This window comes from Janthinobacterium sp. (assembly GCF_009923995.1).
Classification (GTDB): Bacteria; Pseudomonadota; Gammaproteobacteria; order Burkholderiales; family Burkholderiaceae_D; genus Janthinobacterium.
Window position 1 is genome coordinate 40,150 of sequence record NZ_RFSK01000008.1, and the last position, 18,921, is coordinate 59,070.

The window sequence follows — 18,921 nt, forward strand, 5'->3', positions numbered from 1 at the left end:
TCATGGCAAAGAATGCAAGTTTTTGCATTAGTGTTTATAATGCAAGGTTATAGGGCATCAGCGATTTACTTTCCGCACGCAGTTCCGTACAGTCTGTGTTGATGAGTAGCAATACGCGTAGCCAACCCGACCTGAATAAAGACACACGACGCCGTGCCCTCTTCCCCTTGCCACCGGCAGCGCGCCGCGCCGCCCGCCCTGCTTGCCGCCGTGCTGCTGGCGCTTGCCTGCACCGTGCTGGCATCGCAGGCCGCGTGGGCCCAGGGCAGCGCGGCGCCCGACGCCAGGCGCCCTGCCGAAGTGGCCCAGGTCCTGTTCGGCATCATCAGCTACGTGCGCTGGCCCGTGGCGCGCCCCGAAGTGCGCGTCTGCATGGTGGGCGCGCCCCACTACGGCTCGGCCATCGTCGACAAGCCAGCATCCAGCGTGGGCCAGCGCATCCGCGTCAAGGTCCAGCCGGCGGCCGGCGCCGTCAACGAATGCGACGTCGTCTACATGGGCAGCCTACCCGACAGCGAGCGCGACCAGCTTCTGGCGCAGATCATTGGCAAGCCCATCCTGTCCGTCAGCGAACCGGGGGCCGCTTGCCCCGTGGGCACCATGTTCTGCCTGCGCCTGACCGAGGCGCAGATCGGCTTTGACGTCAACCTCGACTCCATCGCCCGCAGCGGCCTGCGCGTGCATCCGAACGCCTTGCAAATTGCACGTCGCAAGGGACCTCAGCCATGAACGCGCGCCTGAACGGCAAGCTGGCCCGCCTGCCGCGGCCCACGCTCGACAGCGTGCTGCGGCGCGCCCACCTGAGCGTGTCGCTGATCGCCGTGCTGGCGGCCGGCCTGACCCTGACGGCCGTGGCGCTGCTGGCCCTGCGCGTGTATTCGGACCAGAACCTGCGCCTCGTGGCGCGCTCGATGAGCTACACGGTGGAAGCGGCCGTCGTCTTCGGCGACCCCATGGCCGCCAAGGAAGCGCTGGCCTTGATCGGCGTCAATGAAGACATCGACCAGGCCCAGGTCAGCGACCGGGATGGCAAGGTGCTGGCCCGCTGGGAACGGGGCGAGCACGGCACGCGCTACTTCATCGAACGCACCCTGACGGGCTGGATGCTGCCCGACTCGCTGACCTTCCCCATCGCCCACGATGAACAGGTGATCGGCAGCATCAAGCTGATACCGCACAGCCGCAGCCTGCTGCCCTTCCTGCTCAGCGGCCTGTCCTGCCTGCTGGCCTGCCTGGCGCTGAGCCTGATCGTCGCCGTGCGCCTGTCGCGCCGCATGGAAACGGAAATCACGGCGCCCCTGCGCCACCTGGCGGAAACGGCGCACCGCGTGCGGCGCGACCGTTCGTTCGAGTTGCGCGTGCCGCCGGCCAACATTGCCGAGCTGAACCAGATCAATGACGACTTCAACGCCCTGCTCGACGAACTGGAAGCATGGCAAAGCCATTTACAGAAGGAAAACGCCTCGCTGTCGCACCGCGCCAACCACGACAGCCTGACGGGCCTGTCGAACCGCGCCTTCATGGAAGCGGAGCTGGAACGCGCCATCATCGAAGCGCGCGTCGGCAATGGCAAGGTGGCCGTGCTGTTCCTCGACAGCGACCGCTTCAAGTACATCAACGATACCTTCGGCCACGCCTCGGGCGACCGCGTGCTGGTGACGATCGCCGCGCGCATCAAGCAGCAGCTGCGCGAAGGCGACCTGGTGGCGCGCCTGGGCGGCGACGAGTTCGCCATCCTGCTCAAGCCCCTGCGCAACAGCAGCGATGCCATGCACATCGCCGACAACATCATCGCCGCCATGGCGCAAGCCATCGAACTGCCCACGGGCAACAGCATCGTCAGTTCCCTCACCATCGGCGTGGCCGTCTTTCCCGACCACGCCATCGACGCCGCCTCGCTCGTGGGCGCGGCGGACGAAGCCATGTACCGCGCCAAGCAGGCCCAGCGCGGCACGCGCCAGGTGGCGCGCCTGCCCCACACTCACCCCTGACCGCAAGGAGCAACACCATGCCATTCCTCTTCAAGCAATTCCGCCTCGGCTTCCTCGCCATGCTCATGCTGGGCCTGCTGGCCGCCTGCCAAAGCACGCCGGCCAAGAAATCGCCGTTCAATGCCGAACAGGTCGCCACCCTGACGGAGCAAGGCTTCGTGCAGACGGATGAGGGCTGGGAACTGAGCTTTACCGACAAGCTGCTGTTCGATTTCGCCGCTTCCAGCCTGACGGCGCCGAGCCGGGTTGCCATCCAGAAAATCAGCGCCGCCCTGCTGAAAGTGGGCATCACGCACATGCGCGTGGAAGGCCATACGGACAACGAGGGCGCCGAAGCGCTGAACAACAAGCTGTCGCTGGCGCGCGCCAACGTGGTGGCCGATGCGATGGGCGTGGCAGGCATTCCGCGCAACAACCTCATCGTCAAGGGACTGGGCATGAGCAAGCCCGTGGCCTCGAACGCCACCAAGGCGGGCCAGGCGGAAAACCGCCGCGTCACCATCATCGTCACGGCGCCGTGAGCATGGCGCCACCCGCCGCGCGCTGGGTCGTGATGGGCGTGTCCGGCTGCGGCAAGAGCGCCGTCGGCAGTGCGCTGGCCGGCGCGCTGGGCGTGCCCTACGTGGAAGGCGACGACGTGCATCCGCCGGAAAACGTGGCGAAAATGGCCGCCGGCATCCCCCTCGACGACGCCGACCGGGCCGGCTGGCTGGACGCCCTGCGCGAGCGCATCGCCTCGGCCCGCGCCCAGGGCAGCGGCCTCGTCGTGTCCTGCTCGGCCCTGAAGCGGGCCTACCGCGACGTGCTGCGCCGGGGCGACCCGGCCCTGCGCTTCGCCCACCTGGACGGGCCGCGCGACGTGCTGGAACGCCGCATGCAGCGGCCCGGCCACTTCATGCCGCCCAGCCTGCTCGACAGCCAGCTAGCCACCCTGCAACCCCTGCAGCCGGACGAGGCGGGCATCGTGCTCGACATCCGCCAGCCGCCCGCCGTGCTGGTCGGGCAGATCCTGCAAACGCCCTGACGCGCCGCGCGCTGGACAGCCAGCGGCCCGCTGTGTAGACTGACGCGCACTTTCATGAAGGATAGTTATGACCACAGCCAGCACCAAACCAGCCCCAGGCCCGGAATTCTGGGAACGCGCCGACCAGATCATCGCCCTTGCCAACGAGCAGTGCGAACAGAGCCGCGGCAACGAAGTGGCCACCTCGCTGCTGTACGCGGCAGCCCGCTTCAACGCCTTCCTCGTTGCCAGCAAGACCAACGACGTGGTCAAGATGCAGCAGGAGAAGGATGACGCCGTGGCCTTCTTCACGGAACAGTACAAGCGCATGCTGACGGATAACTTCAACGACTACATCGCCAATTTCGACAAGTACACGCAACCGTCGGCCGCCCCCAAGGGCTGATGCCGAGGGCCAGCCTGGCGGGCCACCGCGCCAGCGCGCCCCGCGCCGACAGCGTGCTCCATGGTGCCGTGCGCTACGCGCCCGTGACATCGCTGTGGCTGGCGGCCATGCTGGCCGGTGCCGTGCTGGGCGCCACCCTCGCCTTCAGCTGGACCGGCCTGGCGCTGTTCCTCGCCAGCACGGCCACCGTCCTGCTGTTCGGCCACTCCCTGGGCAGCCACCGCAAACTCATCCACGACAGCTACCGCTGTCCCCTCTGGCTGGAATACCTGCTCGTCTACCTGGGCGTGCTGGTGGGCCTCGGCGGCCCGCTGGGCCTGCTGCGCCAGCACGAACTGCGCGACTACGCCCAGCGCCTGCCCGCCTGCCACCCCTACCTGCGCCACGGCGGCGGCTTCTGGCGCGATGCCTGGTGGCAACTTCACTGCCGCCTGGAACTCGACCATTCGCCGCGGATCCGCATCGAAGCGCGCATCGCGCACGACCGCTTTTATCGTTTTCTGGAAAGAACCTGGATGCTGCAGCAACTGCCGTGGGCCATCGCGCTGTACCTGTGGGGCGGCTGGGGCCTGGCCTGCTGGGGCGTCTGCGCCCGGGTCAGCGCCGGGGTGCTGGGCCACTGGCTGATCGGCTACTTCGCGCACAACCATGGCCAGCGGCATTTCCACGTCGACGGCGCCGCCGTGCAGGGCCACAACATCCGCCTCGCCTCCTTGCTGACCATGGGCGAATGCTGGCACAACAACCACCATGCCTATCCCGGCTCGGCCCGCCTGGGCCTGCTGCCGGGCGAGTGGGACCCGGGCTGGTGGGTGCTGCTGCTGTGGCGGCGCATGGGCCTGGTGTCCGACCTGCGCCTGCCGCAAGACCTGGCGCCGCGGCCGGAACTGCGGCCATGGCACCAGCAAAATAGTTATTGACCAATCGTTCACCAATGCCTATAGTTAGGCCATGGACAGGGCATGCCGCCCCATCCCCTTTGCGGACCGAACATGGCCAGACCACGCAACTTTGAAGAAGTAACCGTCGTAGCCCAGGCCGCCACTGTGTTTGGCCAGCTCGGCTACAACGCCGCATCCATCGATGACCTGGTGAAGGCGACCGGCCTGCTGCGCGGCAGCCTGTACAAGGCATTCGGCTCCAAGCACCACCTGTTCGAGCGCGTGCTGGCCCAGGCGCTGCAAGCCGGCTGGCCCGCGCGGGAAGAAGCGGTGGATTTGTTGATCATCGCGCTGAAGGAACTGGCGCCGTCGGATGCCGCCATCACGGAACAATGCCGTGCCGCCGTGCAGGAAACGGGCGCCGATACGGCCCGCCTGCTGGGCGAACGCCTGTTAAGCCACCTCAACCACCCAAGCAAGGAAACACCATGCCCACCCTCGAATTGAACGATGATGCACTGACCGTCCGCCTGGCCCTGTGGGAAAAGCTGGCGTCCTTCCAGGGCAATCTGCGCATTCCCCTGCGCCATGTCCGCGGCGCTACCGACGACGACGGCTTCCGCGGCACGGCACTGGGCTTGCGCGCGCCGGGCACCGGCTTGCCGGGCGTCATTTCAGCGGGCACCTACCACAAGGGCGGCGACCGCCAGTTCGTCTTCATGACGCGCGGCACGCAGCCGCTGGTGATCGAGCTGCAGGACGAAAAGTGGGCCCGCCTGGTGCTGGGGGTCGCCGACGCGCGCGCCATGGCCGCGCGCATCAATGCGGCAGCCGCGCGCTAGGACGGCGCCTCAGGCGGGCTCGCTGCCCGCCAGGTAATTGTTCTTCACGCGCACGTAATGCTCGGCCGAATAGCGCAGGTAGGCGATCTCGGCCTCGGTAAGGGGGCGCACCTTGACGGCGGGACGGCCCACGTACAGGTGGCCGCTTTCCAGCACCTTGCCCGGCGACACGAGGCTGCCCGCGCCCAGCATCACGTGCTTTTCCACCACCACGTCATCCATGACGATGCTGCCCATGCCGATCAGACACTCGTCGCCGATGGTGCAACCGTGCAAGATCACGGAGTGGCCGATGGTCACGTACTTGCCGATGGTCAACGGTGAACCATCCGGCTTGGCCGCATTCCTGTGCGACACATGGCCCATGGAAAAATCCTGGATATTGCTGCCTTCGCCGATGACGATGCGGTTGACGTCGCCCCGCAGCACGCTGTTGCACCAGATGGAACAGTCGTCGCCGATCTGCACATCGCCAATCACTTGCGCCGTGTCATGCAGGTACACGCGCTCGCCCAGCACGGGACGGGTATTCAGGTAGGAACTGACAGGCATCGCTTTCTCGCTTTTCATTAATAAATAAACATTCACACCCAGCCGGCGGCCAGCGCGAAAATCGCCAGGCCATGGGCCAGGGATGCGCCCAGCAAGCCGGCACGGCAATATACCAGTCCCGCCACCACGCCCTCGATCACGGTAAACACGAGGATGGGCGCGCCCACCTGCGTCACGGTGGTGGCGAGAAAGGCGTGGCACAGGCCAAACAGCAGGCCCGACGCGAGCGCCGCGCGCCAGGCGGGCAGCCAGGCGCGCAATTGCTGCTGCAGCAAGCCCCGAAACAGCAATTCCTCGTAACAGTTGGCCGCCAGCGCAAAGCCCAGCAGCAAGGGCCATGCGGAAGCGGGCACGGGCGGCAGCGACGGCAGGCCGAACAGGGCTTTCAAGCCCGTCGCCAGCGCGACGATCAGGGCGGCGCCCGCCACACCCTGCAGCACGGACAGGAGCGGCAGCGTGCCGCACCAGCGGATCTGGCGGCGCGCCTCGCTTTCCAGCCAGCACGTACTTGCCACCAGGGCCAGCGACATGGCGCCCAGCGCCAGCAGGATCGGCGGCGGCGCCGTGAAGCGCAGGCCGCCCGCCGCCACCTGCCAGTAGCCGTGCGCCGTCATGGCATCGCGCGCCAGCACGAAAAACAGGATGTGCACGATCACGCGCAGCAGCGGCACCGGCCGTTGCCCAGTACGTGGCAACACCAGCAGCAAGGCGGCGCAGACGAGACCGGCGGGCGCAATCGCCAGCAGGTAGGGCGCCAGGGAAGTGAATTCGGACAGCATGCAGATACAATCGATAGCAAGGTGCCAACCGGCACGAACGGCAGCAATTGTATGCGGCGGCCGGCAAAATGGACAAAAAATCGCCGATTTCTCCGCTCAGTACGCCACCGGCTTGCGCCAGCCATGCATCAGCCCATGCGCCGCCAGCCCCGCTACCAGGCCCCACAGGGCGCCGCCCACGCCCAGCAGGGTCACGTTGGCCGCCGTGGCGAGAAAGGTGATCAGCGCCGTCTCGCGCGTGCGCGCGTCCGCCATGGCCTGCGCCAGGCTGTTGCCGATGGCGCCCAGCAGGGCCAGTCCCGCCAGGGTGGCGATGAAGGTGCGCGGCAAGACCATGAACAGGCTGGCCAGGGTCACGCCGAAGATGCCCACCGTGATGTACAGCACGCCGCAGGCCAGTCCCGCCACATAGCGCTTCGATGGCTCCGCATGCGCATCCTTGCCCGTGCAGATGGCGGCCGTGATGGCGGCCACGTTGAAGGCATGCGCGCCAAACGGCGCCATGAGCAGCGAGCCGAGTCCCGTCACCGCCAGGATGGGATTGGCGCTGACGCGGTAGCCGTCGTTGCGCAGCACCAGCATGCCGGGCATGTATTGCCCCGTCAGGGTGATCAGGAACAGGGGCAGCGCCACGCCCAGCAGGGCCGACAGGGAAAAGCGCGGCATCTCCAGCACGGGCGCGGCCAGCGCCAGCTCGATGCCCTGCACGTCGATGCGCCCCTGCGCCAGCAGCCAGGCCACCCCGATGAGCATGATGCCCACCACGGCATAGCGCGCCGTAAACCGGCGCAGCAGCGCATACGACAGCAGCAGCACGGCCACCAGCACGGGATCGGCGCTGGCGCCGCCGAAGGCATTCACGCCGAACTGCAGCAGTATGCCGGCCAGCAAGCCGGCGGCGATGCCACCAGGAATCAACCGCACCAGGCGCTCGAAGGCGCCGGACAGGCCCAGCAGGATGAAGGCGATGGCCGACAGCATGTAGGCGCCGATCACTTCCGCATACGGCGTATGCGGCATGACGGTGGCCAGGAAGGCCACGCCGGGCGTGGACCAGGCCGTGATGATGGGTGCGCGGTAGCGGTAGCTGAGCCAGATGCCCGTCACGCCCACGCCGATGCTCAGCGACCAGACCCAGGATGCCGTCTGCGCCGCGCTCAGCTGGGCCAGCTGCGCCGCCTGGAACACCAGCACGAAGGTGCCGCCATAGTTGACGAGGACGGAAATGCAGGCCGCCATGGCCGGCGAAACGAGATCGTGCCAGCGCAGCCCGTCCGCCACGGTGGAACTTGCAGTGCTTGTTGCGTTTGTTGTCATGCGGATGCCTCCCTGCCATTGAAAGGGAGCATGGTAGCGGCCAGATGGCCTGCCCAAGCAGGCCAATTCCAGCAGATACGGCAGACCACTTCGACGGTGTCAGTCCAGCGCGCGTGCCAGGCGGGCGATGCCGCTGTCGATGTCGTGCGGGGTCAGGGCCGCAAAGCCCAGCAGCCAGCCGCCCTGCTGCGGCGGCGTCGCGTACAGGCGGCTCAGGCCCGGCAGCACGATGCCCGCCTGCGCCGCCAGGCGGATCGTCTCCAGCTCGTCCCTGCCCTCGCGCAGCCGGCACGGCATCTGCAGGCCGCCCGGCGGCAGCTGCGCCGTCACGACGTGGGCCAGGTGCCGCTGCACGGCCTGCGCCATCGCATCGCGGCGCACGGCGTAGATTTTGCGCATGGCGCGCAGATGGGCGGCAAAATGGCCGTCCGCGATGAAGCGGGCCAGGGTCAGCTGGTCCAGCTGCGGCGTGTGGCCATCGAGGATGCTGCGCGCGTGCGTCATCGGTTTCACCAGCGCGGGCGGCAGCACCATGTAGCCAAGGCGCAGGCCCGGGTACAGCGACTTGGCGAAGGTGCCCAGGTAAATCGTGCGCTGGCGTGCATCGAGCCCCTGCACGCAGGCCGTCGGCAAGCCCGCGTAATGGAACTGGCTGTCGTAGTCGTCCTCGATGATCCAGCCCTGGCGTTCGGCGGCCCAGGCGACCAGGTCCAGGCGGCGCTCCAGCGCCAGGGTGACGCCCGTCGGGTACTGGTGCGACGGCGTGACGTACACGGTATTGGCGCCGCTCGTATCGGCGCGCAGGCGGTCCATGCGCAGGCCCTGCGCATCGACGGGCACGGGCACCACGCGCAGCTGCGCCAGCTCGAAGGCCTTGCGCGCGCCGAAATAGCCGGGATCTTCCATCAGGATGGGGCCGTGCGCGTCCGCCAGCACCTGCGCGCACAGGTACAGGGCCTGGCGCGTGCTGCTCAGCACCAGCACCTGGCCGGCCGTGGCCCGCGCGCCCCGCTCCAGGTTGACATAGTCGGCGATGGCCTGGCGCAAAGGTTCGGCGCCTTGCGGGTCGCCGTGCAGCAGCACGCTGGCACGGTGTTCGCCGGCGGCCTGGCGTCGCAGCCGCTCCCACACGTCGACGGGGAAGGCCCGCGTTTCCGGCAAGCCTGTGGCGAACGCCTGCACGCGCTGCTGGTCGGTCACGCCGCCGCTGGCGAGGATCTGCGCGCCGCGCGCGCTGAGCGCCACCGGCTGCGCGGACACGGGCGCCAGCCCGTTCGCAGGCTTGCCCAGCAAGCTCGCGCCGATCGAGGCCGAAACAAAACTGCCCGATCCCGCCTGCCGCCGCACATAGCCGTCCAGGCGCAGCTGCGCGTAGGCCAGTTCCACCGTATCGCGCGACACGCCCAGCGACTGCGCCAGCGCGCGCGTGGCCGGCAGGCGCAGGCCGGGCGCCAGCACACCATCGAGCATCAGCTGGCGCAGCGCGCGCTGCACGCGCACGCGCAGGTCGAGCGCCGCCAGTTCAGGCGCGGCGAGGCGGATTTTCAGGGTCTCGAGTTCGAACCGCGGCGTCATGGCGCTGTCGGCGCGGCGCCGGCGGCTGCCACGGCGGCCACGCTGCTGGCGTGCGAAAAGCCGTGCTGCTGCAGCACCGCCACCAGCTGGGCGCCGGCGCAGCCCAGGCGCAGGTTTTCCGCCACCCAGTCCTGCCATGCGCGGCTGATTTCCGGCATGGGCTCCGGCGCCAGGGCGAGACCGAGTATGCATGCGGCCAGCAAGCCGTTGATCCGCTTCGTGTCGATCAGGTGCTGCACCACCGCGTGGCCCGAATGGGGAAACGGATGCAGGGTGCAGCGGCCAAAGGGCGCCAGGCGCTGCGCGTGCATGGCGTCGAGGTTCACCGATTCGCTGGCGCCCGCGCCAGCATTGGCCGCGTCCGGCCGCGTGCCGAACACCAGGTGCATGTGCGTGTGCGGCGTCGCCCGGGCGCGGCACAGGGCCGCCAGGTCGTAATGGCCCGAAGGCGGCGGGTCCTGCGCCAGCGACTCCATCACGGACAGCCAGCGCAGCTCATGGTACAAATGCGCCTGCTCCACGTCGAGAAAGGATAGCGGGCCGAAGGCGACGATCTGCTGCACCTCGAGCAGCAAGCCATACATGACGGCCGCATACGCGCCCATGGACTGGCCGATGGTGGTGACCTGGCTGGGCGCGATGCTGCGTACCAGCTCGCGCAGGGTCTGCGCCGATTCGTCCACGTGATCGCCCAGGCCCGCGATGCAGCGGTGGTACCAGGCATTGCCCGAATCGCGCACGAGAATCTTGTTCAGGTGCTGGCCGCTGGCCTGCTCCAGCTTGCGCAGGCGCCCGTAGAAATCGAAGGCGGGGCGCGTCGTCCACGAAACAAAGCCAAAGGCGATCACCAGCGGCGCGCCGGGCACGATGCGGTCGACCAGCACGTCGTCGGCACTGGTGGCGACGAGTCGATTATCCAGCGCTTGCGCTTGCAGCATCGGCCAGGCTCCCCGATCAAAGTGAATACAGCAGAAAGCATGAGTGTAATGCCAGTACTGGCAAAATGGAAACATCCGCCGCTGCCGTACGCGGGCCGGCACGGGAAAGCTGCTAGTCTGGCGGCTGTTCTCATTCACAGGAGCCTTCCATGCTGCCTCGCCTGACCTCTCTTTCCCTTGCCGCCGCCATCGCCATGGCGGGCGGCTGCGCCGCCACGCCGGACAGCGCCCCGCCCGACAGCGGCCTGACGCCCAGCTACAGCCTGACGAATACCTACTGGAAGCTGACGGAACTCGATGGCGCCGCCGTGACGATGGCGCCGGAACAAGAACGCGAAGTGCGCATCACCCTCACCGATGAAGGCAAGGTGCACGGTTTCACGGGCTGCAACCAGGTCATGGGCGGCTACACCCTGGCCGGCACGGCCCTGCGCTTCACGCAGCTGGCAGGCACGCGCATGGCGTGCCCGCCGCCCGTGATGCAGCTGGAAAGCGCCGTGCTGGCGAATCTGAACAGCGTGACGGGCTACCGCTTCGATGGCGAGTATCTGATCCTGCTCAAGGACGGCGCGCCCGTGGCCAAGTTTGAATCGGTCTACCTGTAGGCGGTCATCCGGCGGCAGGTCAAATGACCTTGAAGATTTCCAGCCCCCCCTGATTACGCAGGCAGTACACATTCTCGTACTGACATGAGACGACGAATTTGCAGGGGCTGGATTCGACCAGGCAGGCAACGACCTCGCGCAACGTATTGCGGCAGGCGTCGTACTCGCCGCTGTTGTAGCGAAAATTGATCCTGTATTCCACCCGCCAGTCCTGCGGCGACGGCAGAAATTCAGCAAGCACCGCTTCCGGGCTAGCGCTCCCCAGCTCCTGCTCGACGCTCCTGATGCGGACATAGAAATTCAGGCCCGAATCGGGGAACCAGCCATTGAAGCCTCTGTCGGTCCGTTTGAATTCCTGCGCCCCGCAGCGCGTCAGAACATCGGTCAATGCTCCCTGTTCCAGCTGCGCATCCGCTTCCAACGAAAATTCGATTGCCACTATCCACCCTTGTCCTTGTCGCTGCCGTTCGAGCCAGGATGGCCGATGCGTTGAATGCAGCACCGCACGCATATTACACTTTCACTCTACAATGGGCACTTGCAAAAAAAGCGCCACCCCACCCGCCTGGAAGGAATCCATGCCCGCCCTGCCCTCGCCGTCTGCAGTTCCCCCGCCATCGGCCGCCGGCCGCTACCGCGCTTTTCTTTTCGACATGGACGGCACCGTCATCAATTCCATCGCCGCCGCCGAACGCATCTGGGGCACGTGGGCGCAGCGCCAGGGCCTCGACGTGGCGGCCTTCCTGCCCACCATCCACGGCGCGCGCTCCGTCGACACCATCGCCAGACTGGCCTTGCCGGGCGTCGACGCGCAGCGCGAGTCGCAGGGCATCACGGATGCGGAAATCGTCGATGTGGAGGGAATCATTGAAATCGCGGGCGCGCTGCGCTTTTTGACGTCGCTGCCGCCCGCGCAGTGGGCCATCGTCACGTCGGCGCCGCGCGCGCTGGCCACGGCCCGCCTGAAAGCGGCCGGCATGCCCATACCGGCCGTCATGGTGACGGCGGAAGACGTCAAGGCGGGCAAGCCGAAACCCGATTGCTATTTGCTGGCGGCGGAAAAACTGGGCGTGGCGCCCGGGGATTGCCTGGTGTTCGAGGATGCCTCCGTCGGCATCGAGGCGGGCGAAGCGGCCGGCGCGCAAGTCATGGTGGTCACGGCCACGCACGCGCATCCGCTGGCCACGCGCCATCCCGTCATCGACAGCTACGACAGCATCGTCGCAACGGCCGATGGCGACGGCTTCATCGTGCTGTCGGAGTCGGCTGCAGCACCCGCGACAAGATAGCCTGCTCCAGCGCGGCGAAGGCCGCCGTGCCGCGCTGGCGGGGGCGCGGCAGGTCCACCTGCACATCGAGGGTAATCTGCCCCTCCTCGATCAGCAGGACGCGGTCGGCCAGGGCCACGGCTTCGGCCACGTCATGCGTCACCAGCACGGCCGTAAAACCCCGCGCCAGCCATAGCGACTCGATCAGCTGCTGCATCTCGATGCGCGTGAGGGCGTCGAGCGCGCCCAGCGGCTCATCGAGCAAGAGCAGCTGCGGCTCGTGCACGAGGGCGCGCGCCAGCGCCACGCGCTGCTTCTGCCCGCCGGACAGGGCCGCCGGCCAGTCGTCCGCCCGCTCGGCCAGGCCCACCGTCCACAGCGAGGCGGCCGCCGCGCCGACGGAACGGGGCAGGCCCAGGGCCACGTTATCGAGCACCGATTTCCACGGCAGCAGGCGCGGCTCCTGGAACATGATGCGGATGTCGGGCGCGCCGATGCCCGCGCCGACCGTGAGACTGCCTTCATCGATGCTTTCCAGGCCCGCGATGGAGCGCAGCAAGGTACTCTTGCCGCAGCCGCTGCGTCCCACGATGGCGACGAACTCGCCCGCTTCCAGCTGCAGGTCGACGTTTTTCAGTACGGGACGGCTGGTATAGGACTTGCTCAGCTTCGTCAGGGCCAGCGGCACGCCGCGCCGCTCCAAGGGCACCGGTGGCGCTTCCCTCGCCTGCGGCGGCGCGCTGGCCGGGTCGTACTGCACGAAGTGCGACAAAAAGTCCGTTTCGATCTGGATGGGGGCGAGCAGCATGGTGTCCTCTTTCTTCAGTCACTATCGGTAGGCGGGATTCCAGCGCAGGCAGTGGCGTTCCAGGCGGCGCGAGAACAGGTCCGCCAGCTTGCCCAGCAGGGCGTACAGCAAAATCCCCACCAGCACCACGTCCGTTTGCAGGAATTCACGGGCATTCATGGTCATGTAGCCGATGCCCGCCTGCGCCGAGATGGTTTCGGCGACGATCAGCAGCACCCACACGAGACCGAGCGAAAAACGCACGCCGACCAGGATGGATGGCATGGCGGCCGGCAGGATCACGTCGCGGTACAACGGCCAGCCGGACAGGCCATAGCTTTTCGCCATCTCGATCAGGCCCTGGTCGGCCGAGCGGATGCCGTGGAAGGTGTTCAGGTAGACGGGAAAGAACACGCCGACGGCCAGCAGGAACAGTTTCGCCGTCTCGTCGATGCCGAACCACAGGATCACCAGCGGGATCAGGGCCAGGGCCGGGATGTTGCGCACCATTTGCAGGGTCGTGTCGAGCAGGGTTTCCGCGTGGCGGAAGCTGCCCGTCAACAGCCCCAGCAGCAGGCCCAGTCCCGCGCCGACGGCAAAACCCACGGTGGCGCGCCACAAGCTCGTCTTCAGGTGCAGCCACAGCTCGCCCGAGGCGGCCAGGTGCCAGAAGGCTTTCGCCACGGCCCACGGCTCGGGCAGGATGCGGCTCGACAGCCAGCCCCACTGCGCCGCCAGCTGCCAGGCCAGCAGCAGCGCCACGGGCAAAGCCCATGGCGCCAGGGCATTGCGCCAGGGCGCGGCACCGGCCCCTTGTATGGAACTGGCCGCCATCTCAGGCCGCCTTCTTCTGCGGCGCCGCCGGCACGATATTGCTGGCCATGATTTCGCCGAAGGGCCCGCTCAAGGATTGTTCGCCCACGGCCTTGCCCTTGCCCAGCAGGGGGAATACCAGTTCGGCGAAGCGGTACGACTCTTCCAGGTGCGGATAGCCGGAGAAAATGAAGGTATCGATGCCCAGATCCGCATATTCCTGCATGCGCGCCACCACCGTCGGGCCGTCGCCCACCAGGGCCGTGCCCGCGCCGCCGCGCACCAGGCCCACGCCGGCCCACAGGTTGGGCGACACTTCCAGCTTGTCGCGCCGTCCGCCGTGCAGGGCCGCCATGCGCTGCTGGCCCACGGAATCCATCTTACCGAACGCCGCCTGCGCCTTGGCGATGACCTCGTCGTCCAGGTGGCTGATCAGTTCATCGGCCGCGCGCCAGGCCGCCTCGTTGGTTTCGCGCACGATCACGTGCAGGCGGATGCCGAAGCGCACCGTGCGGCCTCGTTTCGCCGCGCGCGCGCGGATGTCGGCGATCTTTTCCGCCACGGCGGCGGGCGGCTCGCCCCACGTCAGATACACGTCCATCTGCTCGGCCGCCAGTTCATGCGCCGGTTCCGACGAGCCGCCGAAATACAGGGGCGGATACGGCTTCTGCACGGGCGGATACAGGGTTTTCGCGCCCTTCACCTGGATATGCTTGCCCTCGAAATCGTAGCCGGCCGCGCCGCCCTCGCCCGCCAGGGTGGCGCGCCACACCTTGATGAATTCATCGGAGATTTCATAGCGCCTGGCGTGGTCGGCAAACAGGCCGTCCGCTTCCAGTTCGCCCTGGTCGCCGCCCGTGACGACGTTGATCAGGAGGCGCCCGTTCGACAGGCGGTCGAAGGTGGATGCCATGCGCACGGCCAGGCCGGGCGTGGACAGGCCGGGGCGGATGGCCACGAGGAATTTCAGTTTTTGCGTCACGCTGATCAGGGACGAGGCCACCACCCACGCATCTTCGCAGGAACGCCCGGTGGGCAGCAGCACCCCGTCGTAGCCCAGGGTGTCGGCGGCCACGGCCACCTGGCGCAAATAATCGGCATCGACGGGACGCGCGCCCTGCGACGTGCCCAGGTAGCGGCTGTCGCCGTGGGTGGGGATGAACCAGAAGACATTCAATGACATAGTGGGATTCCTTGATTATTTGCTGCTGGTGGCCAGCTGGCGCGCCGGCAGCAGGGCGTCCTTGACGACGATGGGTTTGGGGATCAGCTTCAGGCCGGAGAAGGCATCGGCCACCCTTTGCTGCGAAGCGATGACGTCGACGGAGACGGGTTTGACGCCATAGGCATAGCGCGAGGCGGCCAGCGCCACGACGTCCTTGCCCAGCCCCGTCTGCGCGGCGAGGATGGTCGCCACTTCGTCCGGGTTGCTGCGACCCCAGTCATCGACCTTGGCCACTTCCTCGAGCACGATGCGCAGGATTTCCGGGTTTTTCTCGGCATACGTGCGCGAGGCGAGGTAGAACTGGTAGTTCGCCACCAGGCCCTTGCCATCGGCGAGCACGCGGGCGCCCAGCTGCTTTTCGGCGGCCGCCAGGAAGGGGTCCCAGATGGCCCAGGCATCCACGCTGCCCCGCTCGAAGGCGGCGCGCGCATCGGCCGGCGGCAGGAACACGGGCTGGATGTCGGCATACGCGACGCCGGCCTTTTCCAGAGCCTTCAGCAGCAGGTAATGCACGTTCGAACCCTTGTTCAGGGCGACCTTCTTGCCCTTCAGGTCGGCCAGGGTACGCAGGCTGGAACCCTTGGGCACGACGATGGCCTCGCTGGCCGGCGACGCCGGTTCATTGCCGACATACACGAGGTTGGCGCCGGCCGCCTGCGCGAAGATGGGCGGTGCCTCGCCTACGGTGCCGAAATCGATGCTGCCCACGTTGAGGCCTTCCAGCAGCACGGGGCCGGCCGGGAATTCCGTCCATTTCACGCCCACGCCCTGCTCGGCCAGGCGTTTTTCCAGGGTGCCGCGCCCTTTCAGCAGGGTCAGGGTGCCGTACTTCTGATAACCAATACGCACCTGCACTTCCCCCTTGGCCTGCGCCTGCGCCGCGGCCGGCATGCCGGCCGTCATCACGCCAGCGGCGGCGGCAAACAGCAGGCCCAAAGTGGTACGGCGCGAGAGGCGTTGTGCGTGGCGGTGTGTCATGGCGGTTCCTTGGTCGGTGAATAATCAGGCGGCTTGATAGCGGGCAGCGTAGGGCTGGTCGTGCAGCGAACGGGCGGGCACGGCGGTGTCGGCGGGCGCCGGCGGACGCCGGCCCTGCAGCAGGAACAGGCCGGCGGATACGTCGTCGATGCCCGCCTGCACGCGTTCGGCGATAGGCGCGTCCAGGCTCAGGCCGCGCTCCTCGTGCCAGGCCAGCTGCTGCGCATTCGCATAGATGCTGGTGAAGACCTGCTTGGCGCCCAGCGCATGCAGCACGGGGCGCAGCGCATAGTCGAGCGCCAGGGTGTGGGCGTGGCCGCCGCCCGTGGCCAGCGGCAGCACCAGCTTGCCCGCCAGGCCATCCTGCGGCAGCAGGTCGAGGAAGGCCTTCAGCAAGCCCGTATAGGACGCCTTGTAGATGGGCGTGGCGATGACGATGGCGTCGGCATCGGCCACGGCCTGCACGGCGCGGGCAATCGCCGCGTCGGCGTAGTCGGCCTGCAGCAGGGCATGCGCCGGCAGGTCGCGCACGTGCAGCCTGGCGTAGCTGTGGCCCTGCAGCGCCAGCTGTTCGCCGATATGCGCCAGCAAGCGGCTGGAACTCGATGGTAGCTGGGGGCTACCGCCCAATAACAAGATGCTCATATGGTGTCCGTTCCTGTACGTGATCGCCTGGTTTGCCTGCTCAAGATGCTTGCAGCCTATCGCCATCAGCGTCCCGGCAAAACGAATGCTTTCGCGCTTCGATATGCGTTTTCCGACTATCCGGGCCTGACGCCCCGCAAGCCTGGGCGCAGGCAGCCGTGCGGCTTTTTTCGCATATCCATGTGCGGTTTTCTTCGTGTACGGCGCCTGCCCGGCGGTGCAATATCGGCCTCATCGTCTTTCTGGAACTGTCCCATGTCTAGCGCCTTTCTCCACGCCACCCGTCCCGCCGCACCGGAACCGCTGCAGGATGCCATCCGCATCGCCACGGCACTGGCTGCCCGCCTGGCCGACACCGCCAATGCCCGCGACCGGGCGGGCGGCCACGCGGCGCAGGAGCGGGAATGGCTGCGCGAATCGGGCTTGCTGACCCTGTCGATTCCCGTCGAATTCGGCGGCCAGGGCGCCTCCTGGCCCCTCGTGTACCGGGTGATCCGCATCCTGGCGCGCGCCGACAGCGCGCTGGCGCATGTCTTCGGCTTCCACCACCTGCAGCTGGCCGGCCTGCAGCTGTATGGCAGCGCGCAGCAACAGCGCCGACTGCTGACGCTCACCGTCGACGAGCGCCTGTTCTGGGGCAATGCCCTGAATCCGCTCGACAAAAGGACCACCGCCACCGACAGCGCCGACGGTTACCTCCTCGACGGCATCAAGAGCTTTTCTTCCGGCTCCGTGGGGTCGGACTGGCTGACTGTCTCCGCCTGGCACGCGCCCACGCAGACGGCGCTGATCGCCGCCCTGCCCACGCGTCAGGACGGCGTAACCGTGCAGGCGGACTGGGACGCCTTCGGCCAGCGCCAGACGGACAGCGGCAATGTGCATTTCCACGGCGTCGCCCTGCCGCGCGAGCTGGTGCTGCAGGCGCCTGCGCAAGCGGCCACGCCGCAAGCCACCGTGCGCTCGCAGATCGCGCAGCTGATCATGGCCAACCTGTACCTGGGCATCGCCGAAGGCGCCTTCGAGGCGGCGCGGCGCTACACGGGCGAGCAGGCGAAAGCCTGGTTTGCCTCCAGCGTGGCGCAGGCCACGGATGACCCGCTGGTGCAGCACCGCTATGGCCAGCTGTGGCTCTTGCTGCGCCCCGCGCAGGTGCTGGCCGACGCGGCGGCGCAGGAACTGGAAACCGTGTTCCGCAAGGGCGCGCTGGTGACGGCCCACGAGCGGGGCTTGCTGGCCGTGGCCGTGGCAGAAGCAAAGTGCCTGGCGCACAAGGCGGGGCTGGAAATCAGCAGCCAGATGTTCGAACTGACGGGCGCCCGCTCCACCTCGGCCCAGTACGGCTACGACCGCTACTGGCGCAACGTGCGCGTGCATACCCTGCACGACCCCATCGACTACAAGCTGCGCGACCTGGGACGCTTTGCCTTGACCGGCAGCGTGCCCGAGCCGACCGCGTATTCATAATTTACCCACCAAGGAGCCACCATGACCATCGCCCGCCGCACCGTCCTTCTTGCCACCCTGACGCTGGCCCTGACGGCCAGCTTCGCCCACGCCAAGGACCCGAAGGACATCACCATCGGCACCAGCGCCGGGCCGTACGCGGACCAGATCAAGCTGGGCATCAAGCCCATCCTGGAAAAGCAGGGCTACAAGGTCAAGCTGGTGGAATTCAACGACTACATCCAGCCGAACTTCGCGCTGGCCGAGGGTTCGCTGGACGCCAACGTGTTCCAGCACATCGTCTACCTGAAAAAATTCGCGCAGGAGCACAAGCTGGCGCTGACGGACCTGATCACGATCCCCACGGCGCCGATCGCCATCTACAGCAAGAAGCACAAGAGCCTGGACGACGTGAAGGAAGGCACGACGGTGGGCTTGCCGAACGACCCGACCAACCAGGCGCGCGCGCTGGTGCTGCTCGACCAATTGAAATGGATCAAGCTGCGCGACAATTTCGACCCCGTGCGCGCGTCGGAAAAGGATATCGCCGTCAACACGAAGAAAATCAGGCTGCTGCCGCTGGAAGCGGCGCAGCTGCCACGCTCCCTGGGCGACACCGATTATTCTTTCATCAACGGCAATTACGCGCTGGCGTCGGGGCTGAAGCTGACGGATGCGCTGGTGGCCGAGAAAATCTCGCCCAATTACATCAACCTGGTGGCCATCCGCACGGCCGACAAGGACAAGCAGTTCGCGAAAGACCTGGCGGCCGCCTACCGCTCGCGCGAATTCCTCGACATCACGAACAAGCACTTTGCCGGCTACTCGAAACCCGACTACCAGCAAGCCTTGCAGACGGCGGCGAAATAAGCC

At 67.2% G+C, this 18,921-nt stretch carries 23 protein-coding genes; 12 read left to right on the plus strand and 11 right to left on the minus strand.

The features are described 5' to 3' along the window. The first annotated feature begins 153 nt into the window (after nt 1-153). The 8 genes from EBS11_RS06140 to EBS11_RS06175 all read left to right on the plus strand — a co-directional run bounded on the left by EBS11_RS06140 (nt 154) and on the right by EBS11_RS06175 (nt 5,123). Entirely contained in the window at nt 154-729 is a 576-nt protein-coding gene (locus tag EBS11_RS06140) for a YfiR family protein (protein ID WP_290601333.1), read from the plus strand. Further along, complete coding sequence (locus tag EBS11_RS06145; protein WP_290601334.1) at nt 726-1,991, plus strand: diguanylate cyclase; 1,266 nt, start codon at nt 726-728, stop codon at nt 1,989-1,991. The genes EBS11_RS06140 and EBS11_RS06145 overlap by 4 nt, the downstream gene beginning before the upstream one ends. Nucleotides 1,992-2,008: 17 nt before the next feature. Next, the gene (locus EBS11_RS06150) at nt 2,009-2,512 is read left to right on the plus strand and encodes an OmpA family protein (RefSeq protein WP_290601335.1); all 504 of its coding nucleotides are present in this window, start codon (nt 2,009-2,011) and stop codon (nt 2,510-2,512) included. A 2-nt stretch (nt 2,513-2,514) separates the two neighbouring features. Then, nucleotides 2,515-3,015: a gluconokinase gene (locus tag EBS11_RS06155; RefSeq protein WP_290601336.1), complete on the plus strand. Its 501-nt coding sequence runs from the start codon at nt 2,515-2,517 to the stop codon at nt 3,013-3,015. A 67-nt stretch (nt 3,016-3,082) separates the two neighbouring features. Further along, nucleotides 3,083-3,400 (plus strand): DUF3144 domain-containing protein, encoded by a 318-nt coding sequence (locus EBS11_RS06160; protein ID WP_290601337.1) that lies wholly within the window; start codon nt 3,083-3,085, stop codon nt 3,398-3,400. Next, entirely contained in the window at nt 3,400-4,320 is a 921-nt protein-coding gene (locus tag EBS11_RS06165; RefSeq protein WP_290601338.1) for a fatty acid desaturase, read from the plus strand. The genes EBS11_RS06160 and EBS11_RS06165 overlap by 1 nt, the downstream gene beginning before the upstream one ends. A gap of 72 nt (nt 4,321-4,392) precedes the next feature. Then, complete coding sequence (locus EBS11_RS06170) at nt 4,393-4,788, plus strand: helix-turn-helix domain-containing protein (RefSeq protein WP_290601339.1); 396 nt, start codon at nt 4,393-4,395, stop codon at nt 4,786-4,788. Then, nucleotides 4,770-5,123: a hypothetical protein gene (locus tag EBS11_RS06175; protein ID WP_290601340.1), complete on the plus strand. Its 354-nt coding sequence runs from the start codon at nt 4,770-4,772 to the stop codon at nt 5,121-5,123. The genes EBS11_RS06170 and EBS11_RS06175 overlap by 19 nt, the downstream gene beginning before the upstream one ends. 9 nt (nt 5,124-5,132) lie before the next feature. On the opposite strand, the gene EBS11_RS06180 is transcribed toward EBS11_RS06175, so the two are convergent. From EBS11_RS06180 to EBS11_RS06200, 5 genes are all read right to left on the minus strand, one after another. After that, entirely contained in the window at nt 5,133-5,675 is a 543-nt protein-coding gene (locus tag EBS11_RS06180) for a gamma carbonic anhydrase family protein (RefSeq protein ID WP_290601341.1), read from the minus strand. Between the two features lie 32 nt (nt 5,676-5,707). Continuing rightward, the gene (locus EBS11_RS06185; protein WP_290601343.1) at nt 5,708-6,454 is read right to left on the minus strand and encodes a CPBP family intramembrane glutamic endopeptidase; all 747 of its coding nucleotides are present in this window, start codon (nt 6,452-6,454) and stop codon (nt 5,708-5,710) included. A gap of 96 nt (nt 6,455-6,550) precedes the next feature. Then, on the minus strand, nt 6,551-7,693 hold the full coding sequence (locus EBS11_RS06190; protein WP_290601474.1) for a benzoate/H(+) symporter BenE family transporter: 1,143 nt from the start codon (nt 7,691-7,693) through the stop codon (nt 6,551-6,553). A gap of 177 nt (nt 7,694-7,870) precedes the next feature. Then, entirely contained in the window at nt 7,871-9,346 is a 1,476-nt protein-coding gene (locus tag EBS11_RS06195; RefSeq protein WP_290601344.1) for a PLP-dependent aminotransferase family protein, read from the minus strand. Further along, nucleotides 9,343-10,284, minus strand: coding sequence for a hypothetical protein (locus EBS11_RS06200; RefSeq protein ID WP_290601346.1), 942 nt, complete (start codon nt 10,282-10,284; stop codon nt 9,343-9,345). The genes EBS11_RS06195 and EBS11_RS06200 overlap by 4 nt, the downstream gene beginning before the upstream one ends. Before the next feature lie 149 nt (nt 10,285-10,433). On the opposite strand from EBS11_RS06200, the gene EBS11_RS06205 reads away from it, so the two are divergent. Next, complete coding sequence (locus tag EBS11_RS06205; protein WP_290601347.1) at nt 10,434-10,889, plus strand: META domain-containing protein; 456 nt, start codon at nt 10,434-10,436, stop codon at nt 10,887-10,889. A gap of 19 nt (nt 10,890-10,908) precedes the next feature. Here EBS11_RS06205 and EBS11_RS06210 read toward each other — a convergent pair whose 3' ends face one another. Beyond that, the gene (locus EBS11_RS06210) at nt 10,909-11,400 is read right to left on the minus strand and encodes a hypothetical protein (RefSeq protein WP_290601349.1); all 492 of its coding nucleotides are present in this window, start codon (nt 11,398-11,400) and stop codon (nt 10,909-10,911) included. Nucleotides 11,401-11,467: 67 nt separating this feature from the next. Here EBS11_RS06210 and EBS11_RS06215 point away from each other — a divergent pair, with 67 nt between their 5' ends. Continuing rightward, the gene (locus tag EBS11_RS06215; RefSeq protein WP_290601350.1) at nt 11,468-12,178 is read left to right on the plus strand and encodes an HAD-IA family hydrolase; all 711 of its coding nucleotides are present in this window, start codon (nt 11,468-11,470) and stop codon (nt 12,176-12,178) included. On the opposite strand, the gene EBS11_RS06220 is transcribed toward EBS11_RS06215, so the two are convergent. From EBS11_RS06220 to ssuE, 5 genes are read right to left on the minus strand one after another with little or no spacing between them, the layout of a single operon-like run. After that, nucleotides 12,135-12,965 carry an ATP-binding cassette domain-containing protein gene (locus EBS11_RS06220; protein ID WP_290601351.1) on the minus strand — a complete coding sequence of 277 codons (831 nt, stop codon included), beginning with the start codon at nt 12,963-12,965 and terminating at the stop codon, nt 12,135-12,137. The two genes, EBS11_RS06215 and EBS11_RS06220, sit on opposite strands and share 44 nt — an antisense overlap. A 21-nt stretch (nt 12,966-12,986) precedes the next feature. Next, nucleotides 12,987-13,778: an aliphatic sulfonate ABC transporter permease SsuC gene (gene ssuC, locus EBS11_RS06225; protein WP_290601352.1), complete on the minus strand. Its 792-nt coding sequence runs from the start codon at nt 13,776-13,778 to the stop codon at nt 12,987-12,989. Between the two features lies 1 nt (nt 13,779). Then, nucleotides 13,780-14,940 (minus strand): FMNH2-dependent alkanesulfonate monooxygenase, encoded by a 1,161-nt coding sequence (gene ssuD, locus EBS11_RS06230; protein WP_290601353.1) that lies wholly within the window; start codon nt 14,938-14,940, stop codon nt 13,780-13,782. 15 nt (nt 14,941-14,955) lie between these two features. Then, entirely contained in the window at nt 14,956-15,960 is a 1,005-nt protein-coding gene (locus tag EBS11_RS06235; RefSeq protein WP_290601355.1) for a sulfonate ABC transporter substrate-binding protein, read from the minus strand. Nucleotides 15,961-15,984: 24 nt separating this feature from the next. Next, entirely contained in the window at nt 15,985-16,605 is a 621-nt protein-coding gene (gene ssuE, locus EBS11_RS06240; RefSeq protein WP_290601357.1) for an NADPH-dependent FMN reductase, read from the minus strand. Nucleotides 16,606-16,860: 255 nt separating this feature from the next. On the opposite strand from ssuE, the gene EBS11_RS06245 reads away from it, so the two are divergent. Together EBS11_RS06245 and EBS11_RS06250 are read left to right on the plus strand one after the other, a co-directional pair. Further along, nucleotides 16,861-18,069, plus strand: coding sequence for an acyl-CoA dehydrogenase family protein (locus EBS11_RS06245; RefSeq protein WP_290601359.1), 1,209 nt, complete (start codon nt 16,861-16,863; stop codon nt 18,067-18,069). 21 nt (nt 18,070-18,090) lie between these two features. Next, nucleotides 18,091-18,918: a MetQ/NlpA family ABC transporter substrate-binding protein gene (locus tag EBS11_RS06250; protein ID WP_290601361.1), complete on the plus strand. Its 828-nt coding sequence runs from the start codon at nt 18,091-18,093 to the stop codon at nt 18,916-18,918. Nucleotides 18,919-18,921 lie beyond the last annotated feature (3 nt).